The organism is Cetobacterium sp. 2G large (genome assembly GCF_014250655.1).
Classification (GTDB): domain Bacteria; phylum Fusobacteriota; class Fusobacteriia; order Fusobacteriales; family Fusobacteriaceae; genus Cetobacterium_A; species Cetobacterium_A somerae.
In genome coordinates this window covers 925,944-939,607 of the sequence record NZ_JACHTH010000005.1, presented here as the reverse complement: position 1 = coordinate 939,607, position 13,664 = coordinate 925,944, and the positions used below count along the sequence as shown (strand labels likewise).

Here is a 13,664-nt window from a genome sequence, read left to right as displayed (position 1 = left end):
TTTGGATTTGACGAGTTGTTTCTCTGAAAATATTCAAGCCTTATTTTGTTTAAAAAATAAAGGCTTGAGCAATAGTTAGAAGTTTTAAGAGCTTAAGTCTACGGATTTAAGCTCTTTTTTTATATATTTTTGCTTGAAAGTTAAAGGAGGGTAACAATGAGAAGCGATATTGTAACAAAGGGATTAACAAAAGCACCACACAGATCACTATTTTATTCAATGGGGTTAACTGATAAGGAGATAGCTCTTCCTAAAATAGGAGTTGTCAACTCATATAATGAGTTAGTTCCAGGACATATTCATTTAAAAGAGCTTGTAGAAGAGGTGAAGGCTGGAATCTATATGTCTGGAGGAGTTCCTATGGAATTTAATACTATAGCTATTTGTGATGGGATAGCCATGGGACATGAGGGAATGAATAACTCTCTTCCAACAAGGGAGATTATAGCTGACTCTATTGAAGCAACAGCTTATGCCATGCCTTTTGATGCATTAGTTTTTATGCCTAGTTGTGATAAGGTTGTTCCAGGGATGCTAATGGCAGCTATGAGATTAAATCTTCCATCTATTTTTGTAAGTGGAGGTCCAATGCTAGCTGGGAAATTTCAAGGTAAAAAAATAGGGATATCAGATCTTTTTGAGTATGTTGGAAAAGTTCAAAATAAAGAGATGACACTAGAAGAGTTAAATGAAGCTGAGCATGAAGTTTGCAAAACATGTGGGTCATGTTCTGGAATGTATACTGCAAATACAATGAACTGTTTAACTGAAGCTTTAGGAATAGCACTTCCTGGAAATGGAACAATACCTAGTGTTTATTCAGAGAGAAAGAGATTAGCAAAAGAAACAGGAATGCAAATAATGGAGTTATTAAAAAGGGATATAAAAGCAAGAGATATTTTAAATAGAGATAGTTTATATAACTCTGTTGTAGTAGATATGGCTTTAGGTGGCTCAACAAATACTACGTTACATATTCCAGCAATAGCTTATGAAGGAGGAATAAGTTTAGATTTAAATGTCTTTGATGAAATATCTAAAAAGACAAAACAGATTGTAAAACTGTCTCCTGCTAGTTCAATTTTTATAGAGGATTTTAATGAGGCTGGTGGAGTAAGTGCTGTATTAAATGTTTTAAAAAAATATAATCTTTTAAAATCAAATAACACAGTTTCATTAAGAAATATTTTAGAAGTTGCAGAAGATGGAAGAGTTTTAGATAAAGATGTCATTAGAGATTTTTCCAATCCATATTTTACTAGTGGAGGTATATCTATATTAAAAGGAAATTTAGCATTAAAAGGAGCTGTTGTAAAATCAGGTGCAGTACATCCAAGTATGTTAGTTCATAAGGGAACTGCTAAAGTATTTAATTGTGAAGAAAGTGCTACAGAGGCTATCTTAGGTGGGAATATTGAAAAGGGAGATGTAATTGTTATTAAGTATGAAGGACCTAAAGGAGGACCAGGAATGAGAGAGATGTTATCTCCAACAGGAGCTCTTTCTGGAATGGGACTAGATATGTATTGTGCTTTAATAACAGATGGAAGATTTTCAGGTGGTTCTAGAGGAGCAGCTATAGGTCATATATCACCAGAAGCTTTAGATGGTGGACTTATAGCTTACGTAAAGGATGGAGATTATATTGAAATAGATATACCCAATAAAAAACTAGAGTTATTAGTTTCTAATGAAGAGATAGAGGAAAGGAAAAAAAATATGTCTATTTTAGAAAAAAATGTAAAAAATAGAATGCTACAAAAATATATGAAGTTAGTTTCAGATGCATCAGAGGGAGCAGTTATGAAATAGGAGGAAAGTATGGAAAAAATAACAGGAGCTAAAATAGTTTTAGAAACATTAAAGTATTTAGGAGTTAAAGATATATTTGGATATCCAGGTGGAGCAGTAATTCCTATATATGATGCACTATATGATTTTAAAGGAATAAATCATTATATGACAAGACATGAACAAGGGGCAGTTCATAGTGCAGATGGTTATGCAAGAACTAAAAAAGTTCCTGGAGTTTGTTTAGCAACATCTGGACCTGGAGCAACTAATTTAGTTACAGGAATTATGACTGCTCATATGGATTCGATACCTTTACTTATCATAACAGGACAAGTAAGTACATCTTTTTTAGGAAAAGATTCTTTTCAAGAGAGTGATATTATTGGAATCACTTCTCCAATTACTAAAAATAACTATTTAGTGAGAGATATATGTGAGCTTCCAAAAATATTGAAAGAAGCTTATACACTATCAAAACATGGGAGACCAGGACCAGTTTTAGTAGATATTCCTAAAAATATTCAAGAGTTAACAATTGATTATTCTTTATTTGAAAGATTTTTAAAAGAGGATATCCAAGAGATGAGAAAATTTAAATCTACATATACAAATAAAGAGATAGAAGAGTTTGAAGATTATCTTAATAGCTCAAAAAAACCAGTTCTAGTAGTGGGGGGAGGAGTGTTAAATGCTAGATGTATAGAAGAGGTAAGAGAGTTTATTAATAAAACTAAAATTCCTGTTGTATCAACCCTTATGGGATTGGGAGTATTTAATAAAAATGATAAAGGGTATTTAGGAATGATAGGAATGCATGGACTAATAGAAGCTAATAGAGCTGTTAATGAAAGTGATCTATTAATATGTGTTGGAATGAGATTTGATGATAGGATAGTAGGAGATAAAAATAGGTTCTCACCAAACTCTAAAAAAATCCATATAGAGATAGATAGAGCGGAAGTAAATAAAAATATTGTTGTGGATCTACCAATTATAGGAGATGCAAAAGATATTTTAAATAGAATTTTAAACTTAGATTTAAAAATAGAGTTTGAAATGTGGCGAGACAGCTTTAAAACTTTAGAAGTTTTTAAAGATGAAGAATTAAATCAAATATCTACATTAAGTATGTTAAATGAAATTTTAGATGAAAATTATATTGTAGTAACAGATGTTGGACAACACCAGATGTTTACAGCACAACATTTAGATATAAAAAAACCATTTCAGTTTTGTACATCAGGTGGAGCAGGAACAATGGGATATGGATTACCAGCAGCAATTGGAGCACAGATAGCTAATCCAAATAAAAAAGTGTTAGCTATACTAGGAGATGGAGGATTTCAAATGAATCAACAGGAGCTGATTTTACTAGCACAATATAAATTACCTGTAAAAATTTTGATTTTCAATAATGGTGCCTTAGGAATGGTAAAACAGTGGCAGGAGCTATTTAACAATAAAAGGTATTCAAGTGTAATTTTAGATGTTAATCCAGATTTTGTAAAACTAGGAAATGCTCATTTTATAGATGGGGATAAAATAGATAATATTGATAATCTTAAAAAATTAAAAGAGATTTTAGAAAATGATAAACCCTATTTAGTTGATATTCAAATGTCTTATAAACACAATGTATATCCAATAATACCAGCTGGAAAATCCTATGAATATACAATTGGAGGTGAATAGTTTATGGATGCTAAAAGAATACTATTAGTTATGAAAAATAAACCTGGAGTTTTAAATAAAATATCTGGACTATTTCAAAAAAGAGGGATAAATATAGAAAATATAACAGCAGGAGAGGGATATCCAGAGGATACTGTAAGAATGACAATAACTGGATTTTGGGATGAATACACATTAAATCAAGTTATTGTACAAGCTGAAAAATTATTTGATGTTGAGTTTATTAAAGCTTTTTCAAGAGAGAGTGTTTTTAGAGAGTTAGTTTTAATAAAAATAAAAGTTAATTCTAAAAATAGACAGGAGTTACTTCAAATATTAGATATATATAGAGGGTCAGTTGTAGATGTAGCACTTGAAAGTTTAATTGTTGAGATAACAGGAGATATTGGAAAAATAGATGGTTTTTTAAAGCTTATTAAAAATTTTAATGTTTTAGAGATAGCAAGAACAGGTGTATCAGCAATGAGTAGAGGATTAGAGGTTTAAAATAAAAATAGATATGAGGAGGAGTTGTTATGAGTTTATCAGGAAAAAAGGTTGTTGTATTTGGGTATGGGTCACAAGGGCATGCACATGCTTTAAATTTAAAAGATTGTGGTTATGATGTAAGTGTAGCATTAAGAGAGGATAGTCAAAGTTGGGATAGAGCTAAAGAGGATGGATTTGAAGTTTTAAATTTGAAGGATGGAGCAAGAGTTGCAGATGTAGCTATGCTTTTAGTACCTGATGAAAACCAACCAGAATTATATAAAAATTACTTAAAGAGTGAGCTAAAAAATGGAGCGTTTTTAGGATTTGCTCATGGTTTTAATATTCATTATTCACAAATTACTCCAAGAAAGGATTTAAATGTGTTTATGGTTGCACCAAAGTCTCCAGGTCATAAAGTGAGAGAAAAATTTTTAGAAAAAGAGGGAGTACCTGCCTTAATCTCTGTTTATCAAGATCCGTCTAAAGAAACACTTCAATTGGCTAAAGATTGGGCTAAGGGAGTTTGTTTGAATTTAGGGGTTTTAGAAACTACCTTTAAAGATGAAACAGAAACAGATTTATTTGGAGAACAAGCTGTTTTATGTGGGGGATTAGTAGAATTAATGAAAGCAGGTTATGAAACACTATTAGATGCAGGCTATGATGAAAAATTAGCATATTTTGAATGTGTTCATGAGATGAAATTAATAGTAGATTTAATCTATTCAAAAGGGTTTGCAGCAATGAGAGAATCGATTTCAAATACTGCGGAATATGGAGACTATACAACTGGAAAAAAAATTGTTACAAAAGAGAGTAGAGAGAATATGAAAGAAGTTTTAGAGGATATTAGAAATGGAAGATTCGCTAAAGATTTTATTTTAGAAGGGCAAGCGGGATATCCAATTTTAAAAACTATGAGAAATAGATGTAAAGATGAAAAAATTGAAGTTGTTGGAAATGAATTAAGAGAGATGATGTTTAAAAAATAAAAAAAAGACAGATCACAGACACAGTTCTGTGATTTTTATTTGTTATAACATAAAAAACCTATAATCATAAATTAAGAAAAATAAATTCAAATAAAGATAAAAAGGATTATAAAATAAATTTTTGAATATATTTACAACATAGTTAGTATAAAAAGGAGGTAGATAGTTATGAAATTTTTAAATACTGTAAATTTAAACTATATAAACAAAAGTAATAACAGTCGAAGAAAAATTTATTTTAATAGAAGCAAATTAACTAATTCTTTAGAAAATTATATTATCTATCTTATATTTTTATTATCAACTATATTTTGTCTTTTTTATGGATAAAACTAATGGTTTAAAGGAGGAATAATATGGGAAGCTATAGTTATGACAACGGCAAAAACTCTGGTGAAATTGATAAAAAAACAAAAATTTTAGAAAAAGCTATACCTAAAGAAAACACCATATTTTATACAACATTTTTAATTATTTTTGTCATTTTATCAATAATTGGTTTGGACAAAATTACTTTTGAAAAAGCTACGACAAATCTTCTTGATTCTATAATTACAAACTTTGGATTTTTATATTTAATCATTGTACTTGTAATAGCATTAGTTTGTTTATTTCTATGTTGTAGTAGTTATGGAAATATAAAACTTGGAAAAGATAATTCTAAACCTGAGTACTCTAACCTTTCTTGGTTTTCTATGCTTTTTTCTGCAGGAATGGGAGTAGGATTAGTGTTCTTTGGAGTAGCTGAACCAATGACTCATTATGCTTATCCAATAGGAGGGATAGATGGCGGAACTAAAGAGGCAATAGATTTTGCTTTTAAAACATCATTTTTTCATTGGGGTATTCATCCTTGGGCAATTTATAGTTTTTTAGCATTGGCAATGGCATATTTTCAATTTAGAAAGGGAGAAAAAGGACTTATAAGTTCTCTCTTTTCACCTATTTTAAAAGGGAAATCCTATGAAAAAAAAGTGAAAACTATAATAGATATAATCGCAATTTTAGCTACAATAACTGGTGTTGCAACAACTTTAGGGTTAGGAGCTCTACAAATAAACAGTGGATTAAACTATCTTTTTAATATACCAAATAGCATATTAAGCCAAATAGTTATAATAACTATTGTAACAGTTATATTTATAGCTTCAGCTTTGGGATCTTTAGATAAAGGCATAAAAATACTTTCAAATATAAATGTATTAATATCTGTTGTATTACTATTAATGGTTATTATATTAGGACCTACTATATCGATATTTAATGTTTTTTCTGAAAATTTAGGAAACTATTTAAATAATTTTTTAAAAATTAGTTTAAAAACAAATAGTTTCGGTGATAATAAATGGATGTCAGCATGGACAATATTTTATTGGTCTAACTGGGTTGCATGGACACCTTTTGTTGGAACTTTTATTGCTAGAATATCAAAGGGAAGAACTATAAGAGAGTTTGTAATTGGAGTAGTTATAATTCCATCAGTAGTTTCCTTTATATGGTTTTCAGCTTTTGGAACTTTAGGTGTAACTCTTGGAAAAGAGTTTGCAACAGTTGCAGTTGAAAATACAGAAACAGCTCTATTTTTAGTTTTTGGTCAATATAGATTTGGAGCCTTAATGAGTGGAATAGCAATACTGTTATTAGGATCATTTTTTATAACTTCAGCTGATTCTGCTACATATGTTTTAGGAATGATGAGTTCAGATGGAGATTTAAATCCTCCAAGTTATAAAAAGTTAATATGGGGTATTACACAATCTCTTCTGGCCATAGCTCTAATATTTGCTGGAGGATTAAATATGCTTAAAACCGCTTCAATTATAATAGCTTTTCCATTATTGATTTTATTTCCAATAATGATATTTACAATGTTTTACTCTTTAAAAAGAGACATGTATATAAAAAAACAAATTGCTTTAAGAAATGAACTTCGAAAGATGTCTTTAGAAGAGATTAATGATCTTTCAGATGCAATTAAGAGTATAAAAAAATAAAATATATCGTAAAAAAAGAGGTCTAAGTTTATTAAGACCTCTTTTTTATATAATTACTTTTTAATCTCTTTTGGAAAATTAGTGATTATTCTTGTAACACCCATATCTTTTAATATTTTAGCATCTTTAGAAGAATTAACAGTCCAAACATTAATATCTATATTTTTAGAGTTTAGGTAATTAACATCTTTTTGATTAAGAAAACTTTTGCTAGGATGATATCCATCTATGTTAAAACCTAAATTTTCAATATATTTATCTAAATTAACAAGAGCACTTTCTAAAAGAATACCCACCTTAATAGAGCTATCTAACTCTTTTAAATTTTTTAAAAGATTATGGCTAAAAGATGAAACGATAATATTTTTATTCGGATATCTTTTAATTATTTCTAGAACTTTATTTTCGGTACCTCTTTCAACAGAGTGCTCCTCTTTTAATTCAATATTAATAAGTTTATCATCTGGAATAATATCTAAAGTTTCCTCTAAAGTTGGAATTTGTTCTCCTTTAAATTTATCACTAAACCAACTTCCTACATCTAATTTTTTTAGCTCTTCCAATGTATAATCTCTTAAGTGTCCTTGACCGTTACTAGTTCTTTCTAAAGTCCAATCATGAAATACAACAATTTTCCCATCTTTTGTTTGTTGAACGTCAAACTCGAAACCATCACATCCATCAATTAAAGCTTTTTTAAATGCTGCAATTGTATTTTCAGGCGCAGTTCCAGATGCACCTCTATGTGCTAATATTTCCATATTTCCTCCTAGAATAAGTTTGTATAAATTCAAGGTCATTATATTTTTTTTATATTAACTTGTCAAATTAGTTTACAAGTTTTAAACAATACTTTTTCTTATATTTATAAAAGTATCGTAATATGCAACTTGACCACCAATATCAGAGGAAAGACTATTTGTTAAAAAATTTGGATTGCCCTGTTTTTTACTCCATTGCATAAAAATATAAGCTTCATCTTTTTTTAAATTTGAATCAATTTTTACTTGGGATAAAATACTTCCATTTTGAGATGAAACAATAACTATCTCCCCCTCCTGAAAGTTTTCAATATTTTTTGTTGATAGATATATACTTGATATACCATCAATATCTCCAACATGTTGGTTAAATAAAGAATCTTTACAATGAGGTGTCACAAGTCTAATTGGATACTCATCACTTCCTTTTGTTGCTTTCATAAAAATAGGCATTGGTTCAAATCCATCTGCTAAAGCTGTTTCACTATAAATTTCAATTTTTTCTGATGGTGTTTTAAACTTTTTATCTTCCCAAGCAATATATCCTTTTTCTATATTTAAATCTTGTTTTTTTAAATCTTCAACATTTATATTTAAAGGTGCTAAAACTTTATTTAAATACTCTGTTTTAGAAACTTGTGGATAATTTTTTAAATCTAAAATTTTTGCTAACTCCTTAAAAAACTCAAACTCCTCCATTCTATAATCTAAGGGCTCAACAACCTTTTCATTATACATTAAAGATGGCATAAGCATAGATGAGTATATAATATCTTCACTTTCAAGTGTGTTTGTAACAGGAATTATAAGATCACTGTTTTTTACAGTATCAGTTAAAAACATATCAAAACACACTTTTAAAGGTATAGACTTGTAAGCCTCTAAAGTTTTATTTAAATTTGGAAGTTGATTTAAAGGATTAGCTTTACTTATAAAAATAGCTTTAATTTCATTTTCTGCAACAAACTCACTAAATTTTGTAATTGGAAACTCGCGAGAGTTTTTAGCAAAGTTTGAACTTTTATAAGGATCTCTATCTAATACTTGAGGATAAATCTTACTAGAATAGAAAACACCAGTTCCACTTTTTCCAACATTTCCTGTTATGCTCATTAAAGCGTCAATAGCTCTTACACTATTTCCACCATTAACATATCTTTGTAATCCATATCCAATAAAAGTCATAATGTTTCCAAGAGATATATAATCTAAAAGTTTTGTTATTGTATCTTTAGTGATGCCACAATCTAACAGAAGTTCATCTAAAGTTATAGTATCAAGATACTCTTTAAAGGTTTCAAAACCAACTATATTATTTTTAGAAAAATTATAATCAACTAGGTTGTGTTCAAAAGCCATTTTACAAAGTGCTAGAGCTAAAGCTCCATCACTTCCACCCTTAACATTAATATGTAAATCACTTATTACGGAAGTTTCATTTGTTCTAAAATCAATTGTTATAATTTTAACTCCTAATTTTTTCATTTCAATTAATTTTTTATACAGATGAACTGATGTTATCGCTGGATTTCTAGACCAAAGAATTATAACTTTAGCATTTTTCATATCATCTAAATCACTTGTCTTTCTTCCTCCAAAATCGTAATCATGAGCAGCACATCCTGCAGACCAACAAGTTCCTCCGCTAGCTGTTGAAATTCCTCCTAAAAAATTAAAAAATATATCATGTATTCCTTTTAAAAGTCCTCCAGCTCCAGATTCACTATAGTGGATAATAGAGTTTGTAGAGTTACTATTTTTTATTTCACTCAATCTATTTTTTAAAATATCTAAAGCTTCTTCAAAAGAGATCTCTTTAAATCCCTCTCCTACTTTTAAAAGCGGTTTTAAAATTCTATTTTCATCATAAAGACGGTTTAAATGTTTAAGACCCTTAGAACATAAAAAACCATCTGTTAAATTATGCTCCTTATTTCCCTGAAGCTTAACCACTTTTCCATCTTCTTTATATACATCAATTTTACATACATCAAAACAATCAAGAGAACAACTATTTTTAAATATTTCCATTAAAAATCCTCCTAAAAAATAAATAAATTATATCATATTTTTAAAAAAAATGTTATGATGAAAGGATGAGAAAAAATTAAGGAGGAACACGTGAAACAACAGGAATTAACTCTACATAATGGAGACATTAAAAAATTACTTATAAAATATTCTATTCCTGCAATAATTAGTATGCTTGTAAGTGCCCTATATAATGTGGTTGATAGAATTTTTATAGGAAATATGGATGAGATTGGAGCTTTGGCTATTACTGGAGTTGGAATAACAATGCCAATAGTAACAATTGTATTAGCTTTTTCAATGTTAATAGGAATAGGAGCTACTGCAAATATTTCTATAAAACTGGGAGAACAAAAAAGAGATAGTGCTGAAAAAATAATGGGAAACATTATTACACTTTCAATAATTTTAGGAGTAATAATTACAGTTCTAGGAACAATATATAGAGATCCTATTTTAAAAGCTTTTGGAGCAAGTGAAAGTACTTTAAAATATGCAAGAGAGTATATAACTATTATTTTATATGGTACAGTTTTTAATATTATGGGATATGCATTGAACAGTACGATTAGAGCTGATGGTAATCCAAAGATATGTTCAGCAATAATGGTATTTAGCTGTTTTGTTAATATAGTTCTAGATCCAATATTTATATTTACTTTAGGTTTAGGTATAAAAGGAGCTGCGTATGCAACTGTACTTTCTCAAGTTATGACAGCACTACTTTCTTACGTATATTATATGAGTAAAAAATCTGATTTAAAAATAAAAAAAGAGAATCTAATGCTAAACCTTGATATTGTTAAACTTATATTTGCTATAGGAATATCACCATTTACAATGCAATTAGCAACAAGTATGGTACAGGTTGTAAATAATAATGCTTTGAAAACTCATGGTGGAGATTTAGCAATTGGAGCAATGGCCACAGTAAATGCAGTAGCGCTACTTTGTTTCATGCCAGTGTTTGGAATATCTCAAGGAGCCCAACCTATAATTGGATATAATTTTGGAGCTAAGCAATATGGAAGAATGGAAGAGGCTTATAAAATAGCGACATGGACTGGAGTAGTAATATTTTCTATCGCATTATTCTTAGTTGAGGTTTTCCCTGCAACAATAGTTGGATTATTTAATAAAAATCCAGATATAATGGCAATATCTATTCATGGAATGAGAATCTATTTAATGGCTATGCCCGCAATTGCTTTAGGAATGGCAGGAAGTAATTACTTCTTAGCAATAGGTGAGGGAAAAGCAGCAATGTTTTTAAGTTTACTAAGACAAGTAATCTTATTGATACCACTAATTATGATTTTCTCAAAAGCTTATGGATTAACAGGTATCTGGTTAGCTCAGCCAATATGTGATATAATTGCAGCAATAGTAACGGTTCTAATGGTAGGAAAAAATCTTAATAAATATAATGGTGGTTCACAATTCTCACTATTTAAAATTAGAGTTTATGAATAAAAAATATTAATAAAAATTTGAAGGGACCTATTTTTCTGTAAAAAGAAAAATAGGTCCTTTTTTCAAGAACCTATTTTCCACACACACACACACTTTATTATACATTATAAGGAAACAATGTACTGGTTGTAGTATATATCAGATTAATAATTTACACAAATATAATAATTATATGACATGGATATATAAAAAATAATATAGCTATTTAAAAAAGGAAAAATATTTAAATATAAGTATAATAGAGTAAATTCATTACAAAAGAGGGGATATATGAAAAGCGAAAATAGTGTTGTAAAAAAAATAATTATGGGAGTTATTTTAATTTTAATTTTAGCCATAGGATTTATAATGTTTCCTTGGAACATTTGAGGGGTGTGAAAAATTTAAAATAAACTTGTTGACAAAAACTAGAAAATATAATAAATATTAGTATGAGGTTAATTCCTCTTTATAAACTTAAAGGAGATTGAAATGGCTAACGGAAGAATGAACTTTGATCAATTTGAAGATGATGAAATGAACTACATTCCAAGAGAATTCACAAAATGTGGAACTAAGGAGGACAAAAAGAAAATTCCAAAAATGAAAAAAGAGGTAAAGGAAAAAATAAAAACTAAAGTGGTGAATGATAAGAAAAAGCTATATGAGTTTATAAATGATGAAGATTAAAAATATAGATTTTAACAGCTGGCTTAGCCAGCTTTTTATATTTAATTTTAAAATAATTGAGGAGGTTAATTATGTATAATTCAATTGAGATTTCTACAAAAAATAGTTTTCTAAGAAAAGTTTTTATGCAAATGTTCTTAGGGCTTTTAATTACAGGAGGTGTTTCTTGGTATGTTGTCCAAAGTCAACCGTTAATATCTTTTGTAGCTAACTATATGACTTTTATAATAGTAGCAGAGTTGTTATTAGTTCTTGGTATAAACTTTGGTATAAATAAGATAAGTAGTGGAACTGCAAAACTTTTATTTATAGCGTATTCAGCTATGAACGGTTTAGTTCTTTCTGTAGTTATGTTAATCTACAATCCATATTCTATTCTTTATGTTTTAGGAGTTACATCTCTTATATTTGTTGGAATGACAATTTATGGATTAAAAACAAAAGAGGATCTTTCATCATATGATGGTTTCTTTAAAGGAGGATTAATTGCTTTAGTAATTGTCTCTCTCCTAAATCTATTCTTAAAAATATCAATTCTTGGATGGTTTATATCTGTATGTGCAGTAGTACTATTTACAGCTCTAATTGCTTATGATATAAATAGAATTGTAAAAATATTCCAATCTAATGATTTAACAGAGGAAGATTATAATAAGTTTTCAACTATTGGAGCTTTAATGCTTTACTTAGACTTTGTAAACCTATTCCTAAATCTTTTAAGATTATTTGGTAAAAGAAATAACTAATAAAAAAATGGACTAAATTTAGTCCATTTTTTTAATTTTCATTCCAATTTGTTTTTGCTATTATTTCTTGAATTAACTCATGCCCCATGTTTGGGTGAATAGTCTCTTCATGAGATATTGTAACAATTGACATCGCCATAGCGAACTTAACAGTCTCTTTTATAGGAAGGTCATGCATATAACCAAATCCTAATCCTGCAACAAAAGAATCTCCTGCTCCTGTAACATTTTTAACTGTAACTCCAGTAGCTTTTAATGTTCCACTCTCTACTCCGTTAGTATAGTAAATTCCATCGGCATCTAAACTTATAAATACATTTTTAATTCCTAAAGATAAAAAGTGAGTTCCTACTTTTTCTAAGTCCTCTCTAGTATTAATTTTAATACCAGATAAAACTTCAGCTTCAACTCTATTAGGCTTTATTGTATGGAAATATTTTATAAGATGTTTAACCTTTTCAGCTTTTATTGAAGAGATTGGGTCTAAGATGAAATTTGTTTTTCCTTGAAACTTAGTTAATAGGTACTCTAAGTTCTCTGGATCATCAGCATCTAAGAATGTAAATGCAGCATTTTCTATCATAGGTGCTTTCGAGTCTATAAAATCAGTTGTCATAGCACTTATACTATCTAAGTCTGCTACTGCTGAAACCATCTCTCCGCTCTCATCTAAAATAGCCATGTACGTTGGTGTGCTTTTTCCTTCTAAAACTAAAGAATTTCTCATATCATATCCAATTTTTAAAGAGTGAGTTAACATTGAACGTCCTATCTCATCATCTCCTATGATAGATATGAACTTAGTTTTAACTCCAACTCTAGCCATATTTTCAGCTATATTTCTTGAAACTCCTCCGAAAGATATTTTTATCTTTCCTGGAATAGAATCGCAGGCTTTATATGATGAGTTGCAAAAACCAAACATATCAACAACAGAAGCTCCAAAAACTAGTATATATTTTTGTCCGCTTAGACAATCTTGCATTACAAATTCCTCCTAAATATAAAAAAAATAAATAAATATATTTTAACAGATTTTTT

The 13,664-nt window shown here is 28.9% G+C and carries 12 protein-coding genes; 9 read left to right on the top strand and 3 right to left on the bottom strand.

What is annotated here, in order from left to right:
• Positions 1-156 precede the first annotated feature (156 nt).
• The 6 genes from ilvD to H5J23_RS07325 all read left to right on the top strand — a co-directional run bounded on the left by ilvD (position 157) and on the right by H5J23_RS07325 (position 6,943).
• A complete protein-coding gene (ilvD, locus tag H5J23_RS07350) occupies positions 157-1,812 on the top strand; it encodes a dihydroxy-acid dehydratase (RefSeq protein ID WP_185891560.1) in 1,656 nt (551 codons plus the stop codon).
• A 9-nt stretch (positions 1,813-1,821) separates the two neighbouring features.
• Entirely contained in the window at positions 1,822-3,486 is a 1,665-nt protein-coding gene (gene ilvB, locus H5J23_RS07345; protein ID WP_185891558.1) for a biosynthetic-type acetolactate synthase large subunit, read from the top strand.
• Between the two features lie 3 nt (positions 3,487-3,489).
• Positions 3,490-3,972 carry an acetolactate synthase small subunit gene (gene ilvN / locus H5J23_RS07340; protein WP_023050710.1) on the top strand — a complete coding sequence of 161 codons (483 nt, stop codon included), beginning with the start codon at positions 3,490-3,492 and terminating at the stop codon, positions 3,970-3,972.
• Positions 3,973-4,001: 29 nt separating this feature from the next.
• A complete protein-coding gene (ilvC, locus tag H5J23_RS07335) occupies positions 4,002-4,949 on the top strand; it encodes a ketol-acid reductoisomerase (protein ID WP_185891557.1) in 948 nt (315 codons plus the stop codon).
• A gap of 168 nt (positions 4,950-5,117) precedes the next feature.
• The gene (locus H5J23_RS07330) at positions 5,118-5,279 is read left to right on the top strand and encodes a hypothetical protein (RefSeq protein WP_185891555.1); all 162 of its coding nucleotides are present in this window, start codon (positions 5,118-5,120) and stop codon (positions 5,277-5,279) included.
• Between the two features lie 26 nt (positions 5,280-5,305).
• Entirely contained in the window at positions 5,306-6,943 is a 1,638-nt protein-coding gene (locus H5J23_RS07325) for a BCCT family transporter (RefSeq protein ID WP_185891553.1), read from the top strand.
• Between the two features lie 53 nt (positions 6,944-6,996).
• On the opposite strand, the gene H5J23_RS07320 is transcribed toward H5J23_RS07325, so the two are convergent.
• Both H5J23_RS07320 and H5J23_RS07315 read right to left on the bottom strand, forming a co-directional pair.
• Positions 6,997-7,704, bottom strand: a complete 708-nt coding sequence (locus H5J23_RS07320; RefSeq protein WP_040407221.1) for a glycerophosphodiester phosphodiesterase — start codon at positions 7,702-7,704, stop codon at positions 6,997-6,999.
• Positions 7,705-7,785: 81 nt separating this feature from the next.
• A complete protein-coding gene (locus tag H5J23_RS07315) occupies positions 7,786-9,735 on the bottom strand; it encodes a molybdopterin-dependent oxidoreductase (protein WP_185891551.1) in 1,950 nt (649 codons plus the stop codon).
• A gap of 90 nt (positions 9,736-9,825) precedes the next feature.
• Here H5J23_RS07315 and H5J23_RS07310 point away from each other — a divergent pair, with 90 nt between their 5' ends.
• From H5J23_RS07310 to H5J23_RS07300, 3 genes are all read left to right on the top strand, one after another.
• Positions 9,826-11,208: an MATE family efflux transporter gene (locus H5J23_RS07310; RefSeq protein WP_023050704.1), complete on the top strand. Its 1,383-nt coding sequence runs from the start codon at positions 9,826-9,828 to the stop codon at positions 11,206-11,208.
• A gap of 471 nt (positions 11,209-11,679) precedes the next feature.
• Positions 11,680-11,877 (top strand): hypothetical protein, encoded by a 198-nt coding sequence (locus H5J23_RS07305; RefSeq protein ID WP_023050703.1) that lies wholly within the window; start codon positions 11,680-11,682, stop codon positions 11,875-11,877.
• Positions 11,878-11,948: 71 nt separating this feature from the next.
• Positions 11,949-12,623 (top strand): Bax inhibitor-1/YccA family protein, encoded by a 675-nt coding sequence (locus H5J23_RS07300; protein ID WP_023050702.1) that lies wholly within the window; start codon positions 11,949-11,951, stop codon positions 12,621-12,623.
• A gap of 31 nt (positions 12,624-12,654) precedes the next feature.
• Here H5J23_RS07300 and H5J23_RS07295 read toward each other — a convergent pair whose 3' ends face one another.
• On the bottom strand, positions 12,655-13,608 hold the full coding sequence (locus tag H5J23_RS07295; RefSeq protein WP_185891549.1) for a carbohydrate kinase family protein: 954 nt from the start codon (positions 13,606-13,608) through the stop codon (positions 12,655-12,657).
• Positions 13,609-13,664: the final 56 nt, after the last annotated feature.

Excerpts from the sequence above, each read along its gene's own strand:
- ilvD (WP_185891560.1), top strand. The coding sequence starts at position 157 with ATGAGAAGCGATATTGTAACAAAGGGATTAACAAAAGCACCACACAGA.
- ilvB (WP_185891558.1), top strand. The coding sequence starts at position 1,822 with ATGGAAAAAATAACAGGAGCTAAAATAGTTTTAGAAACATTAAAGTAT.
- ilvN (WP_023050710.1), top strand. The coding sequence starts at position 3,490 with ATGGATGCTAAAAGAATACTATTAGTTATGAAAAATAAACCTGGAGTT.
- ilvC (WP_185891557.1), top strand. The coding sequence starts at position 4,002 with ATGAGTTTATCAGGAAAAAAGGTTGTTGTATTTGGGTATGGGTCACAA.
- H5J23_RS07330 (WP_185891555.1), top strand. The coding sequence starts at position 5,118 with ATGAAATTTTTAAATACTGTAAATTTAAACTATATAAACAAAAGTAAT.
- H5J23_RS07325 (WP_185891553.1), top strand. The coding sequence starts at position 5,306 with ATGGGAAGCTATAGTTATGACAACGGCAAAAACTCTGGTGAAATTGAT.
- H5J23_RS07320 (WP_040407221.1), bottom strand. The coding sequence starts at position 7,704 with ATGGAAATATTAGCACATAGAGGTGCATCTGGAACTGCGCCTGAAAAT.
- H5J23_RS07315 (WP_185891551.1), bottom strand. The coding sequence starts at position 9,735 with ATGGAAATATTTAAAAATAGTTGTTCTCTTGATTGTTTTGATGTATGT.
- H5J23_RS07305 (WP_023050703.1), top strand. The coding sequence starts at position 11,680 with ATGGCTAACGGAAGAATGAACTTTGATCAATTTGAAGATGATGAAATG.
- H5J23_RS07300 (WP_023050702.1), top strand. The coding sequence starts at position 11,949 with ATGTATAATTCAATTGAGATTTCTACAAAAAATAGTTTTCTAAGAAAA.
- H5J23_RS07295 (WP_185891549.1), bottom strand. The coding sequence starts at position 13,608 with ATGCAAGATTGTCTAAGCGGACAAAAATATATACTAGTTTTTGGAGCT.